Annotated in this window: 20 protein-coding genes and 1 tRNA gene; 4 read left to right on the top strand and 17 right to left on the bottom strand. The window is 54.4% G+C overall.

The genetic code is table 11. The features are described 5' to 3' along the window. Positions 1-102: 102 nt before the first annotated feature. Positions 103-1,647 (bottom strand): adenylate/guanylate cyclase domain-containing protein, encoded by a 1,545-nt coding sequence (locus Q0Y02_RS07760; protein WP_297766715.1) that lies wholly within the window; start codon positions 1,645-1,647, stop codon positions 103-105. Between the two features lie 238 nt (positions 1,648-1,885). Here Q0Y02_RS07760 and Q0Y02_RS07755 point away from each other — a divergent pair, with 238 nt between their 5' ends. The 3 genes from Q0Y02_RS07755 (at position 1,886) to Q0Y02_RS07745 (ending at position 3,098) form a co-directional block, all read left to right on the top strand. After that, a complete protein-coding gene (locus Q0Y02_RS07755; protein ID WP_297766714.1) occupies positions 1,886-2,443 on the top strand; it encodes a nitroreductase in 558 nt (185 codons plus the stop codon). Then, positions 2,440-2,883 (top strand): YiiD C-terminal domain-containing protein, encoded by a 444-nt coding sequence (locus tag Q0Y02_RS07750; protein ID WP_297766713.1) that lies wholly within the window; start codon positions 2,440-2,442, stop codon positions 2,881-2,883. The genes Q0Y02_RS07755 and Q0Y02_RS07750 overlap by 4 nt, the downstream gene beginning before the upstream one ends. Positions 2,884-3,010: 127 nt before the next feature. Continuing rightward, positions 3,011-3,098, top strand: a tRNA-Ser gene (locus Q0Y02_RS07745). A 43-nt stretch (positions 3,099-3,141) separates the two neighbouring features. Here Q0Y02_RS07745 and Q0Y02_RS07740 read toward each other — a convergent pair. The 12 genes from Q0Y02_RS07740 to Q0Y02_RS07685 form a co-directional block, all read right to left on the bottom strand. Next, positions 3,142-4,137 carry a tyrosine-type recombinase/integrase gene (locus tag Q0Y02_RS07740; protein ID WP_297766712.1) on the bottom strand — a complete coding sequence of 332 codons (996 nt, stop codon included), beginning with the start codon at positions 4,135-4,137 and terminating at the stop codon, positions 3,142-3,144. After that, the gene (locus tag Q0Y02_RS07735) at positions 4,134-5,375 is read right to left on the bottom strand and encodes a hypothetical protein (RefSeq protein WP_297766710.1); all 1,242 of its coding nucleotides are present in this window, start codon (positions 5,373-5,375) and stop codon (positions 4,134-4,136) included. Before Q0Y02_RS07735 ends, Q0Y02_RS07740 begins: the two co-directional genes overlap by 4 nt. A 54-nt stretch (positions 5,376-5,429) precedes the next feature. Then, on the bottom strand, positions 5,430-6,485 hold the full coding sequence (locus tag Q0Y02_RS07730; protein WP_297766708.1) for a zonular occludens toxin domain-containing protein: 1,056 nt from the start codon (positions 6,483-6,485) through the stop codon (positions 5,430-5,432). Next, entirely contained in the window at positions 6,485-6,799 is a 315-nt protein-coding gene (locus Q0Y02_RS07725) for a DUF2523 family protein (protein WP_297766706.1), read from the bottom strand. The genes Q0Y02_RS07730 and Q0Y02_RS07725 overlap by 1 nt, the downstream gene beginning before the upstream one ends. A 4-nt stretch (positions 6,800-6,803) precedes the next feature. Next, positions 6,804-7,715: a virulence factor TspB C-terminal domain-related protein gene (locus tag Q0Y02_RS07720; RefSeq protein ID WP_297766705.1), complete on the bottom strand. Its 912-nt coding sequence runs from the start codon at positions 7,713-7,715 to the stop codon at positions 6,804-6,806. Positions 7,716-8,207: 492 nt separating this feature from the next. Next, positions 8,208-8,450 (bottom strand): major capsid protein, encoded by a 243-nt coding sequence (locus tag Q0Y02_RS07715; protein ID WP_297766704.1) that lies wholly within the window; start codon positions 8,448-8,450, stop codon positions 8,208-8,210. Positions 8,451-8,762: 312 nt separating this feature from the next. Beyond that, positions 8,763-8,891 carry a hypothetical protein gene (locus Q0Y02_RS07710; RefSeq protein ID WP_297766703.1) on the bottom strand — a complete coding sequence of 43 codons (129 nt, stop codon included), beginning with the start codon at positions 8,889-8,891 and terminating at the stop codon, positions 8,763-8,765. 13 nt (positions 8,892-8,904) lie between these two features. Beyond that, a complete protein-coding gene (locus Q0Y02_RS07705; protein ID WP_297766702.1) occupies positions 8,905-9,216 on the bottom strand; it encodes a hypothetical protein in 312 nt (103 codons plus the stop codon). 2 nt (positions 9,217-9,218) lie between these two features. Further along, entirely contained in the window at positions 9,219-9,542 is a 324-nt protein-coding gene (locus Q0Y02_RS07700) for a hypothetical protein (protein ID WP_297766700.1), read from the bottom strand. After that, positions 9,539-10,246 (bottom strand): hypothetical protein, encoded by a 708-nt coding sequence (locus tag Q0Y02_RS07695; protein ID WP_297766698.1) that lies wholly within the window; start codon positions 10,244-10,246, stop codon positions 9,539-9,541. The genes Q0Y02_RS07700 and Q0Y02_RS07695 overlap by 4 nt, the downstream gene beginning before the upstream one ends. A 2-nt stretch (positions 10,247-10,248) precedes the next feature. After that, positions 10,249-10,470, bottom strand: a complete 222-nt coding sequence (locus Q0Y02_RS07690) for a hypothetical protein (protein WP_297766696.1) — start codon at positions 10,468-10,470, stop codon at positions 10,249-10,251. A gap of 2 nt (positions 10,471-10,472) precedes the next feature. Continuing rightward, the gene (locus tag Q0Y02_RS07685; RefSeq protein ID WP_297766694.1) at positions 10,473-10,682 is read right to left on the bottom strand and encodes a hypothetical protein; all 210 of its coding nucleotides are present in this window, start codon (positions 10,680-10,682) and stop codon (positions 10,473-10,475) included. 131 nt (positions 10,683-10,813) lie between these two features. Here Q0Y02_RS07685 and Q0Y02_RS07680 point away from each other — a divergent pair, with 131 nt between their 5' ends. Further along, on the top strand, positions 10,814-11,083 hold the full coding sequence (locus tag Q0Y02_RS07680) for a hypothetical protein (protein WP_297766692.1): 270 nt from the start codon (positions 10,814-10,816) through the stop codon (positions 11,081-11,083). A gap of 130 nt (positions 11,084-11,213) precedes the next feature. Here the strand turns inward: Q0Y02_RS07680 and Q0Y02_RS07675 are convergent, their stop codons facing one another. From Q0Y02_RS07675 to umuD, 4 genes are all read right to left on the bottom strand, one after another. Continuing rightward, a complete protein-coding gene (locus Q0Y02_RS07675; RefSeq protein WP_297766724.1) occupies positions 11,214-11,837 on the bottom strand; it encodes an MAE_28990/MAE_18760 family HEPN-like nuclease in 624 nt (207 codons plus the stop codon). Positions 11,838-11,876: 39 nt separating this feature from the next. Next, complete coding sequence (locus Q0Y02_RS07670) at positions 11,877-12,968, bottom strand: DUF262 domain-containing protein (RefSeq protein WP_297766691.1); 1,092 nt, start codon at positions 12,966-12,968, stop codon at positions 11,877-11,879. A gap of 66 nt (positions 12,969-13,034) precedes the next feature. Continuing rightward, on the bottom strand, positions 13,035-14,300 hold the full coding sequence (gene umuC, locus Q0Y02_RS07665) for a translesion error-prone DNA polymerase V subunit UmuC (protein ID WP_297766689.1): 1,266 nt from the start codon (positions 14,298-14,300) through the stop codon (positions 13,035-13,037). A 4-nt stretch (positions 14,301-14,304) separates the two neighbouring features. Beyond that, on the bottom strand, positions 14,305-14,736 hold the full coding sequence (gene umuD / locus Q0Y02_RS07660) for a translesion error-prone DNA polymerase V autoproteolytic subunit (protein WP_297766687.1): 432 nt from the start codon (positions 14,734-14,736) through the stop codon (positions 14,305-14,307). Positions 14,737-14,819: the final 83 nt, after the last annotated feature.

The raw sequence follows: 14,819 nt of genomic DNA, 5'->3' as shown, positions 1-14,819 counted from the left end.
TAGCTCGTAGCTCGTAGCTCGTAGCTCGTAGCTCGTAGCTCGTAGCTCGTAGCTCGTAGCTCGTAGCTCGTAGCTCGTAGCTCGTAGCTCGTAGCTATTCCCTCAAACCCGCACTTCTGTCTGCACCTTTTTCGCGGCGCGGCCCATCATGTCGATGATCTTTTCCCGTTCGCGTTTTTTCAGTTCGATGCTTTTGACATGCAGACTGAAACCTTCGGCTTCGAAGTCCACGTCCACCGGCTTTTCCTGTTTCAGATCCGTGGCGGATCGGGCCAGGGTCTTGAGGATCGAATTCTTGTCGAAATTGCGAATGCGTTCTACGTCCAGATGGATGCCGAAGCCCTGGGTCTCCGCAGAGACATAACGATTTCTGGCGCCGGCATCCTTCTTGGCGCCCATAGCCTCAAATACGGGAATCGGTCGGTTGAAACCCTTGACCTGGATATCGCCAATGTTGCGACACTGGATGCGATCCTTTACCAAGTCCTGGGTAGCTTCGGAAATCAGCACACCGCCCGGACGACAGGCAGATTCCAGGCGGCTGGCCAGGTTCACATCGGTGCCGAGAATGGTGTAGTCCATCCGGGAATCGGTACCGAAGTTGCCCACCGTAATGTAGCCGGTGTTAATGCCGATGCGGATTTCCAGCTTGTGGTCGATGCCCTCACGCTTCCAGCGCTGACGCAGCAATTTCATCTGCTCCTGCATTTCGATGGCCATCATCACGCAGCGGAACGCATCCTCCTGGGCACCGGCGCTTTTCGGGTCACCGAAAAACACCATCACTGCATCACCGATAAACTTGTCGATGGTGCCACCATGGCGAAGGGCAATACGGGTCATCTCGCTGAGATAGGTGTTGAGCATGCTGGTCAGTGTTTCCAGCGGCAGCTCTTCGGATATGGCGCTGAAGCCCTTGATGTCGGAAAAGAATACCGTCAGCCGCTTGCGGCGGGTTTCCAGCTTGGCATCACGCTTGCCGGAAAAGATCGAGCCCCACACCTGCGGTGGCAGATATTTGGCCAGCTTGCGGGACATGTCCACCGCCTGTTTCTGCTGGCGACGTACGGCGTCCTGCGCCTGTTTCAGGTAGCGGGCCTGAAGGTGCGCAAAGGCTGAGGATGCGCCCACATAAATACCCAGCCCGAGTAGAGAAATGACTGTCAGCAGCACCGGGGACTGTTCCATCGGCAAGGCAGGAAAACCCAAAACCCAGCCCATCACCAGGGCACCAATAGCTGTCATCAGCAGGTTCAACAGCCAGGGTTTCAAACCGCCGCTGCTCACCGCATTGGCGTGAACAATGATCAGCAACACCAGCGATGGCACCAGGGCAAAATGCAACAGAGCGCACACCACCCCGATGATCATCGCATCGGCCTGCATCAGCAGTTGATGCACCGGCTTTTGCGGTCGATCCTGTTTCTCGGCCAGAAACAACATGCCCTGGGCTATCAGTGGATAGGCCAACAGGCCTGCCACCCCAAGCATGTACAGCTGCGGGTACAGTTCCAGCTTCAGACCCGCCATGAGAATCATGGCGGCCACAAGGAAAGCCAGCAAACGGATGTAGTTGGCCTGACGGCGCGCCCGCTCCATCGGACCGATCTGGGGTCGGCGGGCTTTCTTTTTGATTGAACTTGGCATGTGAACCGATTCACGTGATTTGCGTGAAGCTTATCCGTTTCGGGTCTAAGAAAAAAGACTGGCAGGATCAAAGGTAGCCTGGAGCCTACCCAATGTCTTCGCCCCCCAAGCTGGAGGTCATTTCCAGCGACAACGGTGCGGTGTAACGGTCGTGGGAACTTCTGAACAGGCTCCCACGGGTGACTGGGACTTATTTTCAAATCGGGCTACCATGGCGCCCCAGTACAAGGAGCCCTGAATGGACACCATCACCGCCCTGACCACCCGTGTTTCCAGCCCGCGTCTGGACCAGCCCGGTCCCAGCGACGAGCAGCTCGACCTGTTGCTGCGCGCCGCCATCCGCGCGCCGGACCATGGTTTGCTGCGTCCCTGGCGCTTTATCGTGCTGGACGGCGAACAACGGGAACGGCTCGGCGACATCATGGAAGCCCAGCTGCTGGAAGAGCAGCCCGAGGCCGACAAACGCAGCCGGGAGATCGCCCGCAACAAGGCCCTGCGCGCGCCCACCATTATCGTGGTGGTGGCGGAAGTCACCGAGAACCACAAGATTCCCGTGTGGGAACAGGTACTGGCCGTAGGGGCCGCTGTACAGAACATGATGGTGGCCGCCTATGAACTGAACCTGGGCGCCATGTGGCGTACCGGCGCTCTGGCCAACTCTGATCTGGCCAAACGCATGCTGGGCTTCGCCCCCAAGGATCAGGTGGTGGCCTATCTGTACCTGGGTACCCCAATGGGTAACCAGAAAAACCTGCCCGACGATTCCCCCGCCGACTTCATTCGTACCCTGCCATGATGGATCTGGATGCGTTGGCAGAACGGGTCCGCGACGCCATCCCCCTGACCCGGCATCTGGACTTCACCTTTACCGATTTCGACGGCCTCAGACTGGTCGTCACCGCACCCCTGGGGCCCAACCACAACGACAAGGGCACCTTCTTCGCCGGCAGCCAGTCGGCCCTGCTCACCCTAGCCGGCTGGGGCCTGACCACCCTGCTGGCCCAACAGAGCGGCCACCCCGCCGACGTGGTAGCCGTGGAAACGTCTCTGGAATACAAGTTGCCCCTGGACGGAGATCTGCACATTGCCGTTTCCATCAACGAGGAAGAACGGGACCGCTTTGCCCAACGCCTGAGCCGGCGCGGCAAGGCCACCCTGCGGGTGCACGCCCAGGGCAGCGGTGCGGACGGCAAGGTAGTCTGTCTTTATCAGGGCCTGTACCTGGCACGAACCTGAGTCTCTGCTGAACAAATGCTCAAACCCTGACCAACCAGCCGCCGAGCGCTTGCCTCAAGCCCCACCCTCCGGTACTCTACGCGCCCTCAAGAGTTGGCCAGAAGGCTCTTGAGCACAATCAGTTTAAGGTGGGGTGTCCGAGTGGCCGAAGGAGCACGCCTGGAAAGTGTGTATACGGAAACGTATCGAGGGTTCGAATCCCTCCCCCACCGCCAATTTCCCTAAGTAGTATCAACTGCTTACGCCTCTCTCCCCTGATTACTGTCGATCAAGTGTCGAAAAAGTCAGGGGATTCAGAACGACCGCTTCCTTTAAATGATCCGGCGCAAGATGCGCATAACGCATCGTCATGTTCACTGTGCTGTGTCCCAGTATCTTCTGCAGTACCAGAATGTTCCCGCCATTCATGACGAAGTGTGCCGCGAAGGTATGGCGCAATACATGCGTTGCCTGCCCTTTCGGTAATTTGATAGCAGCTGCATCCATCGCATTATGAAAACCCCGAATGCAGTCGCGGAAATAGCCATGGCTATCCAGGTGGGCAATTAACTGGCTTTCCAATTCAGGGGAAATCGGTACAGAGCGGACTTTCTTGCTCTTAGTGTTTATGAACTCTACCCCCCCATTACGGATTCGCTCACGACTCAGACTCAGTGCCTCAGACCACCGGGCTCCTGTTGAAAGGCACACCCTAACGACGCACTCCAGATCCGAAGGCGAATTTGTCTCGCCTACCCTGCTGAGCAGCTCTTTTATCTGTCCCGTGGTCAGGTACGTGACCGGACTCTCCTGAAACTTTATCGGCTTAACATTGGCCAGCGGGTTTGGGTAAGTAATGTCATCAAACGCAATCAGGGTATTGAACACCGCTTTGAGATATCCCAACCGATTGTTCACGGTCTTGCCTTTCATGCCCTCCGCCATAAGATGACCACGCTTTATCAGATACTCCTTGGCGGTGAACTGATGCCCTAACGAGTCCCCTACTTCTTTCACATGCAGCAGGAGAATCTCCTTTCGGCGGACTCCATCGGCTAACGTGTGTCCATGCAATGAGAACCATCGGTCTACAAGCTCAGAAAGACGTCGTTTATCCTTGGCTTTGGGCTCCCATGCCCTGTTGATATGCTGGCTGCGTTTATGTGCTTCAAAGCGTTTAGCCTCTGCTTTGGTACTGAATCGCTTCCTGTACCGGGTCCCCTTTACAGGCTCAATATCGGCAAGCCAACGGCCGTCCGGTAGCTGCTTGATCATATGGCCTTCCCATAGCGGATATAGCGCTCTTCAAGCAGATCCTTAACGTGTTTTTTTACCTCCCATGTTTTCTTACCCCGGTCCCGGTAGTGATCAAGGATCAGTTGGAAGAATGGCAGGGCTTCCAGAGCTTTCCATGCCTGGCAGTGGGACATGCGGTGACGAGCTGCACAGCTGATGTAGTTACCCAGGAGCAATTCCACATTCTTGCCTGAGTAGCCGGAAGAGGTCTTGTAGTAGCGCTTATAGTCCACTTCAGGCGGATCTGTAGGCAGAGCCTGCCGGGCGATCAGGGTCCAGAAGGGGTCGAACCAGCCGGGGCGATAGAGGTAACGGAAGGAGTCGCAGCCATAGCGCCACAGGGCGTCCAGGTGGTCGAACAGGTCGGCATAGTCCTGGAATGCGAGAACTTCCCCGGTTTCCTTGTTGATCGATCCCTGGGCGAATTGCTCCACCACAGAGTGATGGAATCGGAATTCGATCCGGTATACCGGTTGGTCATCCTGATAGTTCTCTTTCTCGGACCAGACAGAGCGCCAGTAGTCGAGTTTGTCGCGTAGTTTGGCCTCTTGGGTCTTGTCGTACACGGCAAGTTGAATGCCTGCAGGTGAGCCGAACAGGAAGGATTCACCACGGCCATAGACGGCGCTGGAGGTATCGAATTCCACGGTATCGATGCCGTGATAGCTGCGAACGCGACGGGATCGGCAGTGCAGCTTGGTTTCAAAGTCTCTCGGGGGTGTCCATCCCTGCACGTCCAGGGCGATATGGACAGCGCATTGTGCGGGTGCTGGGTCTATCAGGACCTGTTCCGCAAAGTGGTTCAATGTGGCCTGTAGTTGCTGTGGGGTCTGTGATCGCAGGCAATGGGGGGAGACTTCAATTTTGAGGTGGGGGCCAACGGCATCGATCTGGGCGTGAAAACTTTTGATCAGCAGGATCAAGCCAAGATCAGCGTTCTGCAGGCGGTATTGATACCCCGAATCCCGGCCAATCCGTCCCGCCGACCACCGTTCCCCGGCGAAGCTCACCATGCCTGGTTCATCAAACAGGGCCATGACGTCCGGTTGTAGCTGGCCTTTGTAGAGTTGGCGCACGGTATCCGTGCCGAAATGGACCACTTCCACGTTACTCAGGTTGAAGCTTTTGCCCGAGGCCGGGTCAATGAACAGCTTTCCCCAAGGGGCTTCTTTCAGTTCGTTATCCAGTGCGATGCAGTGTTTTGGAGCGCTTGCCATAACGAGTACCTAATGTGGTTTATTGTGGGACCTAAAGGTCACTTGTAAGACGTGTTACAGGGACGTCTGGTGCGGGCCTGCCGCAGGCGCCGTGGCTCGTGCCTCGCCATCGGCGCCCTGCCGCTGGCCGCGTTCGATTCGTTCTTCATTGGCCAGGTGGTTAAAGATCCCGTGTTTGATGATCTGTCGGCACATTTGATCTGGCATATCCAAAATCGTGGTGCCCTGCTGGGTGTAGCAGGTGCAATCGCTGAAATCGGCTTTCATGGACATGCAGCCCTGGACGACGGGGATCACGGTGGGTTGCCGGGATTTGGGGCTGTAGATCGGGGCGGTGTAAGGCAGTCCGCTGATTTCCGGTTTCAACAACTCCCCCCAATCCTCTGGCTGATAACTCTGCCGGGCCGCTACCTGCACCTGCTGTCCACTTTTGGCCGCTTCTTGGGCTGTGGCCGGGGTATCGGTGGCGTAGTTGTTCAGGAAGTACCAAATAAGGAAGCCAGCAAAGGCGGCGATTACGGGCAGGACAAACATGATTTTGGGCGGTTTGAATTTGTGGGTGTGCACCTCCGCAGACTTGTAGAGGCCCCACACGCGCTTTGGTAACTTTCTTTTTGTCTGTATGCAGGTGGACAGCTCGGCCTTACTGCCGGGGTTCACATAGCCAGAGCCCGAGTGGTATTCGATGACAAAAGGAGCACCGAAGGGACGACTAAAATGGTACTGCTCGTTGCAGATCTTGCGAGCGTGGGTATCAAGCAAGGACGGGTCCTGGCTGATGAATATGATATCCCAGCCATGGTGCCGGTGGGTTTCCAGGGCGGTAAGTCCCGGGGGAACGGCTTTGCTAGGGGCCCGTACCGGCCAGATCTGCTGGGCTTCATCAACGATGAGTACGGCGCCATCCGGTAGATGCTCGGGCCAGTTCTGCGTGTCGGTGTCGTTCAGTTCATGCCAGCCCAGTTCCGGGGACAGATCACGAATGCCACGGTAGTAGACTGGGCGGCGCGTGCTGCTGTTCTCGACGGCAAAGCGTTTGTCATGCAGCACAAAATCCAGCGTATGGCTGGTTTTGCTGGTGCCGGGTTTACCGGTAAATAGCCAAAACATCAGCCTTCCCCTGTGACATCCATAAAGCCAAGGCGCTTGAAGGCACCGAGTAAGGTGCGGATGGTGACCAGGCCGAGATAGGCGCTGATAACAAGACCAATAAACACATCAAAACCCGCAAGAGTCAGAATGCTGAGGATGTCGCTGGTAACGCCCCCCATGGCGGATTTGATGTGAGTAATAATCTGATCGAGGGTGATCTGTACCCCGGTGATGGAAATAGCACCCATACCAAGGGAACCAAGGACACGGGCAGTACCTGCGCCGAGGTACTGAGCAAGGAAGGCTCCAATTGCTTCTAACCACTTAGGCATAGGATTACCCCTTCTCGGACATGGCTTTCAGGGCGATAAGGCCAGCGGCTAGCCAGCCCAATGCAATGATCAGCGGGCGGATCTTCTCGGCCCACTGACAGATATAGGTAAACGGGAGGGTGATGGAGCCGAAGCCCAGATTGATTTGTTTATCGGGCGGGCAGGATCTGGCGCCACCGAAGCCTGAGCCGGAATCATCCAGCCCATCGAGGAAGCCGGAAAAGCTCACTTCTTTGGTATCAACGGTGTTATCGGGGTTATCGCCGTCAGCGAGAGAGTCGCTCTCACGGAAATCATCGGTCCCTATAAAATCTTCATGGCGCTGCTTTTCTTCACAGCGTAGGTTCCAACTATTGAGGAAGATGCCGCACTGGATTGCATCGAGGTGGGGCTCACACTCGGGCTCGGTAACTTGTTGCCCTGGTTCACAGACACCCTGACCGTATTCGCCGCCAGAGCTTTCGCCATTGCCACCGTCAGAATCATCACCGCCGCTATCACCTCCATCACCACCGCCACCATCATCGCCTGGATCGCCGCCATGGTTCGGGTCACCCGGTGACGGGTCGGTGGAGTCCGGGTTGCCATCGCCATCAGAATCCCACTTGTCCTCGTTGGTTTCTCGGCAGTACTTCTTGCCATCCACAATGACGAAGTTAGGGCATTGGTAGTCGTTGGGCTGCTCGCAGTAGGCTTTACCGTCGGCGGTAGACCGGTAGCAGCCTTTATCATCGGTGTGATCTGAGAAAGGACGAGACGAAGAGCCGTCTTCATCTTCACAGTAATTCCCGGTGCTGGTGTACTTGCTCCAGCAAGAGGTGGAGCCATCATCCAGATAGGTACAGGCACCACGACCGGAGCGAGTAAAGACGCAGTTGGAATAGCAGGTCGAGCCCATCATGTATTTGACAGACAACCCCATTTCCGTGCCTTCCGGTATAGAGCACTCGGGGACTTCATCGGAATAAACACAGATCCCAGAAAGAGGCCCCGTTGAATATGAACGCTGATATGGAAGCCCGGATGCTGTGTGAACAGAGCGGCACCATCGGCCGACTGCGTAGTATTTATTATCGACCGTTACCGTTGAGCATGAGTGGGCAGTGGAATTGGAAGGCGGGTTGAAGTCACTACCACACCAGCCGTCTACAAAATCCTGTTGGGTGTCGTAGCGGGAATCGGAGCTTGATGCTTCACACCCGGAGGGAAGGGTGCAGTACGTTCCCGGGGTGTTTTGTACATCCTCGATCGTTCTCGCTACTGCGGTGTTGGCGCTCAAGAAAATAACAAGTAGAACGCCCCCAGAGAGACGATTAAGTAAAGCCATGGGCCAAAGTCCGTTTCCATTATTCACCTCGAATCCCCTTGATAAAAAAGGGGCCCGAAGGCCCCTTCTGTTGCGGGTGGGTTAGCGGATAGTCCGGCGCAGGTAGGTCACACCTGCGAGGACGGCCAACACACTCAGTACGGCCACGGCGATCAGTTCCACATTGGAGGTCTGAGCCCCGATTTCGCTGGTAACGCCGGAGACGTCGATGGCGGCATTGGCGGGGCCAGTGGCTGCCAGTGCCATTGCGGTGCCGCCAGCCAGGTACAGGCGGCGGGATTGCATCTGGATAGCCTCCAGACGGGCTTTCATTGCGTTTTTCATGGTGTTTCTCCAGTTGGTTTTGGTGTTGCGTTTTGGTTGAGTTGCTTGCATTGGTGTTGCTAGCGAACGAGGCCAAAGAGTTTCTTTGCGCCCCACACCGTGGCGTACAGCAGCAGCACGGCGCCGAGGATTAAGTTCGCGTCCTCGTAAGTCAGCTCGGGTAGTCCAAAGGGACCGCTCGGGCTCACTATCTGGAGCGTGCCGGTACAGAGGGCGGCACCATCTGGGGCCTGCTGCCACTCTCCTTCCGTACACGCAATCTGGTTCATGGATGAATACCCGTCGTTTCTCTGTGTTCACTCAAGCCGCGCATCACACTGCGATGGAGGCCATCTGCAGAAGGCATGGCAGCGACAAGCCCAGAATGATGAGCAACGGAATACCCACCACGGAGAAGAGGAAAAGAAAGAAGAAATAGCGATCCTTAGGCTTCTCCGTCATGGCTCAGGGCTCCTTACTTGTTGTCGGGCTTGCTGGTGCTGGTAGCGGTCTTCGTTTCCGGGACCACGCCAACGATGTAGGGCTGGGACTTGCCGCCGGCAGCCATCTTGAGCACGGCCAGCAGGCGGCGTTCGGTGGGGCTTTTCAGGTCGGCCAGTTGGTCGAACACCACCGGGTCGGCGCTGAGCTTGGTGACTTCATAGCCCCGGAAGTTGTTGGCGTTGTCGCCTTCCGGAATCTGGCCGGTGTAGACGGAGCAGTATTTGTTGCCATCGACGTTAACGAGACGGCAGCCGAGTAGAGTTGTAGGGATTTCGAATTGCATGGTTAGTTACCTTTGTGGGTGGTTAGCAGGTCGTGTTGGGCGTTCAGGCCCGTTTGGGTGTGGGTACTGCGTTGGAAACTGGGTGCTTTCTTCTGGAGCAGGGTTTCTGTCTGCTCGCAGAGGGTTTTGGCTTTGGCTTCGGTGTCAGCGAAGCCAACGAAGCACCACGCCTTGGCATACAGGTGGGCGGGCTTCTCGGAGGGCAGCCAGGTGCGTTCAGAAACGAACAGTCCGGGGCGCAGTTCGCGCACTCGGTACAGGCCGCAGGTGCTGTAGCTGCGTTTGGCTATACGGCGAAAGATAAGCTTGGCGGTAGTAGCGTTCATTGCTGGCCACCTCCCGTGTGCTGGGTAGCGGTTTGGGGGGCTGCTGGGTGACAAGCAGGGCCAGTAGCAGCATGAGCAGCAGGCTGATTTTCTCTTGTTCCATGGGCGTTCCCGGTGGTCGTGGTGTTGGTAGCGCTGTCTGCGAGCAGGTCACCCTGTAGCTCCAGCAACAGGTGCTGACGGGCTTGGGGGTGTGGGTTGTTCATGGCACGGGGCTGGGGTGTGGTGGCTCGCAGGGTGTCACCCGCGCCGAAACGGTGAAGGAACCGTTGGGACGCGGTGGGCTTGGGCGTTGCGGGGGCAACGGGGCGCCGGGGGCGAGGTTCCGCCCGGGAGACGTTGGGGTTCTTAGCGGCGCTTTCCTGCGGGCTGTTATGCCCTTCGGGCAAGGTGGGGCCGACGTCCAGGGCCAGTTTGTAGGCAATGCGTATATGCCGCTGGCGGAGGTCAGTGCCCAGCATCTTGCTGGCAAAGCGGCAGTAGCGGGCGTAGTCCTGGTAGCTCATGGCGTTGGCTTCCCAGAGACGCTTTGCCAGGCTGGCGCACATATCTGCGGCGTAGTCGTGGGGGAAGAGGTCCGGGTAATGGCGCATGTGGAAGGCATCGCCCAGCATTTCTTGCAGGTCCGCGCGCCATTTAGGGACGGCGGGGTCCTGATAGTTGCCCTGGAACAGATCGAGGCTTTGGAGATGCTGGGCGCTCATGGTTAAGCCCCCTCTACAACCAGGCCGAGGAGAACGTTGCACAGGGCAACATTCAGGGCGGACAGCTCGGACTGAGAGAACACGCCGGCGGCGCAAAGGCCTTCTAGGAAGCCGCAGGCCTTCACGTAGTGCTCGTGACGGTCCATTCCTTTGGCGGCGGACAGTTGGTCCAGGATCTCGGCAAGGCGCGGGTAGCGCTGGGACAGGTCCTTGAGTGGATGCATGGCTACAGCTCCCCTTCCTTCAGGTGGTCGATGAGAGCGGCCACATTCACCATGCGGTGTTTGCCGAATTTCACGGTGGGCAGGTAGCCCCGTTCGATCCAGCCTTGAACGACACCGGGCTCAGCACGGCACCAGTCAGCAAATTCACGCCAGGGCATGACGGGTGGCCAGTCCGGGTGAGAGGTGATTGATTCTTGTAGTTCCGCTACCATCGGCTTTGTTCCACTATGTTTGTTAAATTGGTTTGTGGATTTATTTCAGTGAAATAATTGAACTCGATGGCAGAACCATACGAGTGAAATTGTTTCAGTTCAACTATTTCACTCGGGTTTATTAGACGAATATGGAATCAATCCAGCAGCGCGCTAGATCGCTTATAGATAAGGCGGGGATGGATCGCTTGGTTAAAGAGAGCGAGATCGGCTACAGCAGATGGCAAAGTGTTCGCTATAAGAACATCAGGATGAGCACGGAAGAGCTTGAAGTGCTCCAGGGGATGTTTCCTGAATTTCAGTTATGGCTTATCAGCGGCAACATTGCTCCAGAAGCTGGGCAGGTCAGCCCAGAATACGAAATCGCTGATGCAAAATTGCAAGGACGCAGCGGGGAATAGAATTAACGAAGATCGCCGCAGAGCGATGGTTTGGCAAAAGAATTAATTTTGATCGTTCATAAAATTATATACATATAATATTTTATTATTTTTAATGAAAATTTCAGAGACGAAAAACCGAATTTCTATACTACAGTATTGTGATTTTATCCTTTCTTAGATAACTTTTTGTCGCCGCAATGTTCTCAATGTCAGATTTATACTGATACATCAGATCCATGACTCTATCAGAAATTCGTTGATAATCTTCCGTGCTCATATTGGTTTTTTCCCCATGGGCAATTTTATGTCTGTTTGCCAATATGGTTTCATCAATGAATGGGTATAGATGTGAATATGCCAAAGTGTCGACGCCTACAGATCTAGCTATACGATCAAACACCTTGGAGCTTAAGTTTGATTCTGTATCAACATAGTTGCTGGTACGTATATTCGATGCTTTTTCAAAGCATGCAATAATTGAATCTAACGATTCCGTAACATGATCCGGGTTCTTTGAATTAATAACAGATTCAATCTCGCTTTTAACAGAATGAACTATGAAACGAGTGGATAGAGTAGAGTTTTTTTCTTTTGCGCCAGATATAAAGCTCAGCAATAGTTCTGTTGATGTTTTAATGAACCCTTCCCAGTGCGCATAATTAAGCGCGATGCCTGCCCGGATTAATACTTCACGAAATGCGGGCTCAGCAGAAATTATTTTCAAACGAAGCTGCATCAGTTCGTGCTTTCTCCATGCGGACTCCTCGTCCATCAAATGTAGAAAACGGCTAATTGTTCTTATTCTTGGCATCTACTCAAACCATTCATGAGCAATTGGCAATAAATTTGCTAAGCGAGTTGTGCCTCTTACGCCAGCTTGAGCATGATTGGTGAAGCGCTCATCCGCCCACATTTTCTTAATTTTTTCTAGCAAATCTCCAGGCTGGCCATTCTCCAGATTTTGAATATTCCTAGAAACACCTATTGATATTGCTTCATAAGCAGATATCAGGAATCCTCTTTCGAATGCGCTGCCATTAAATTTTTTGAAAGAACAATCGCCAGCAGCCTCATTAAGAATATTAAAGGTTCTGTGAAAAATATCGATTTCTGAATCTATGTCAAAATCTTTGTCCGTTGAGATATCAATTACCGCTTCATCAAGCCAATCATGTATATCATATGATTGCCTATACTCTTTATATCTATAGGCGATAAATCTCACCAATAGCTCCAAGGGTCTTTGTTCTGATATTGCCCTACGGGTTAGTGTTGTGGTTGATATAAAGTTTGCGTCCTCACTTGCCTTTTCTAGTTTTTCATAGAGGGATGCATTAAGCATAACCATGACGCAATTTCGTACTTCCTGAGGTGACAATTTTGCACCACCCGTATTGAGCCTCTGAAATAGTTCATATTTTGCGCGCTGATCACTTTCTCTTTTAAGAATCTCAACTCTTAACCTTGCTCTCTCAACATCAAGCCTGATTGGAATAGGAAGAGCGTCATTGTCATCATCGTCGACGGCGTACCATTTTTTTCCATCAAGGTCAGGAAGGAGCTGGGTTCCTGACGGTAAAAAATTTTCAACGACGTCTCCATTGGCATTTTTTAGGATTCCTGCATACTCAAAAACAGTCGATAGTCGTTGGAGGCCGTCAATAAGCTCCCAGCGACCCTTTTCGTCAGTAAATACGAATATTGGGGGAACAGGAATCCCTAATATTAACGACTCTATAAATTTAGTTTTTTTACTGTCATCCCACCGAAACAATCTTTGATATGCGGGATTAATGATTAGCTCGTCGCGCTCATAGATCCGCATAATTTCGCCAAGAGACATATCCAAACCATCTTTGACGATTTCTTGCTTTGCAGTGGAGACTTGATTCTCGAGACTCATTTTTCATCCTGTCTTCAATATCTAAGGAGCCATGGGTGACGTGCAACTATTAGAATTTACAATATATCATTTGACGGAAAGCAAGTTGCGCCAAGAGGTTGTGTACGATGGCGAGAGCATTTTTCGGCTCATAAACCATCCAGGCTTATGTGACTCAACACCTTGTGCAGCTAACCAGACCTTCCCGATCCCGAGTTGATTGATCCTGTCACAGGTTGCCATAACTTTTGCCCTTTGTGGACTCACAGGGCGATCAAACAGGCTTGGTTGATGAAAGGTGGGGTCACAGATATCACCGAGCATTACGCCAGCCTTGGCGTAGCGGTAGTTATCTCGCCAGATTTCATCCAGTAGTTTGCGTGCCATGGCGACCAGGTCGCGGGCGTCTGCCGTGGGGGCGGTGAATCTGCCGGTGGCGATGTTCGAGTATTGGGGTTCGCCTGGTGTAAAGGGGCTGGTGCGGATAAAGATGCTCAGTTGCTTTGTGCCCATGTGCTGGGCGCGGAGCTTTTCGGCGGCTCGCCATGCATGGGTGGTGATGGCGTGTTGCATGGTGGTTTTGTCGGTGACGCGCTCACCGAAGGAGCGAGAACAGACTATTTGCTTCTTCGGGGGTGGGGCCAGTTCCAGGGGGATGCAGGGCTCACCGTTGAGCTCCCTCACGGTGCGGGCCAGTACTACGTTGAATTCCCGGTGTATGGCTTTCTGGCTGGTGTCAGCAAGATCCAGTGCGGTATGGATGCCCAGGGCATTCAGGCGTTTGGTAAGGCGTCCTCCTACTCCCCAGACTTCGTTTACCGGTAGCAGGCTCATTAGCTTGCGTTGGCGTTTGCGTTCCGTGAGAGCAACGACTCCCCCGGTAGCTGGCCAGTGCTTGGCGCCGTGGTTTGCCAGCTTGGCAAGGGTTTTGGTGGGGGCGATGCCGACACAGACCATTAGGCCCTGGTGGCGGCTGATGGTGTGGCGTATCTGAAAGCCTAAGGGAGCTAGCTGGTGTTCGGGGATGCCATCGAGCCCTAGGAAGGCTTCATCGATGGAGTAGACCTCTACTTCTGGGGCCAGTTGTTCCAGGGTATCCATGACGCGGGCGGACATATCGGCGTAAAGCGCGTAGTTCGATGAGAACACCACGATGCCATAGCGGCGGATCTCCTTTTTGATCTCGAAGGCGGGCACACCCATTTTGATGCCCAGGCGCTTGGCTTCAGCAGAGCGGGCAACGACACAGCCGTCATTGTTGGAGAGGACCACCACGGGCCGGCCACGCAAGTCCGGGCGAAACAGGGTCTCGCAGGAGGCGTAGAAGTTGTTGCAGTCCACAAGGGCGAGCATGGGGCTATTTCCGATAGGTCTTGTGGATGGCGTAGGTGACGACGCCGAAGACGTCCAGCTGGGTTTCGTCGCTCAGTGGGATAGCCTGGTAATCCTTGTTGTGGGGCTTGAGGCAGGGCTGGGGGTGCAGACAGAGCTCTTTGACGGTGAAATCGCCATCCAGTGCAGCGATGACAATATCGCCGTGACTGGCCTCGATGGCGCGATCGACAACGAGGATATCCCCCGGGTAGATGCCAGAATCAATCATGGAATCCCCGGTGGCCCTGGCAAAGAAGGTGGCATTGGGGTGCTCGATGCATAGGGTGTTGAGGTCCAGGCGCTGCTCTATGTGGTCCTGTGCCGGTGAGGGAAAGCCGGCGCTGATGGTGGAGACGAACAGGGGCAGTTCAAGCAGGGGGTACTCTCCCGCTTTGCCGAGATATTCCGCTTTCATGGGGGTGACTCCGATATGAATACTGTCTATATGGACAGTATAACCGGAAGCGTGAGGGGGCTATCAATATGATGTTATTTGAA

Origin of the sequence: uncultured Alcanivorax sp. (assembly GCF_947258575.1) — a bacterium.
Taxonomy (GTDB): domain Bacteria; phylum Pseudomonadota; class Gammaproteobacteria; order Pseudomonadales; family Alcanivoracaceae; genus Alcanivorax.
The sequence above is the reverse complement of the archived record's forward strand: the minus strand, read 5'-3'. Positions and strand labels throughout refer to the sequence as shown.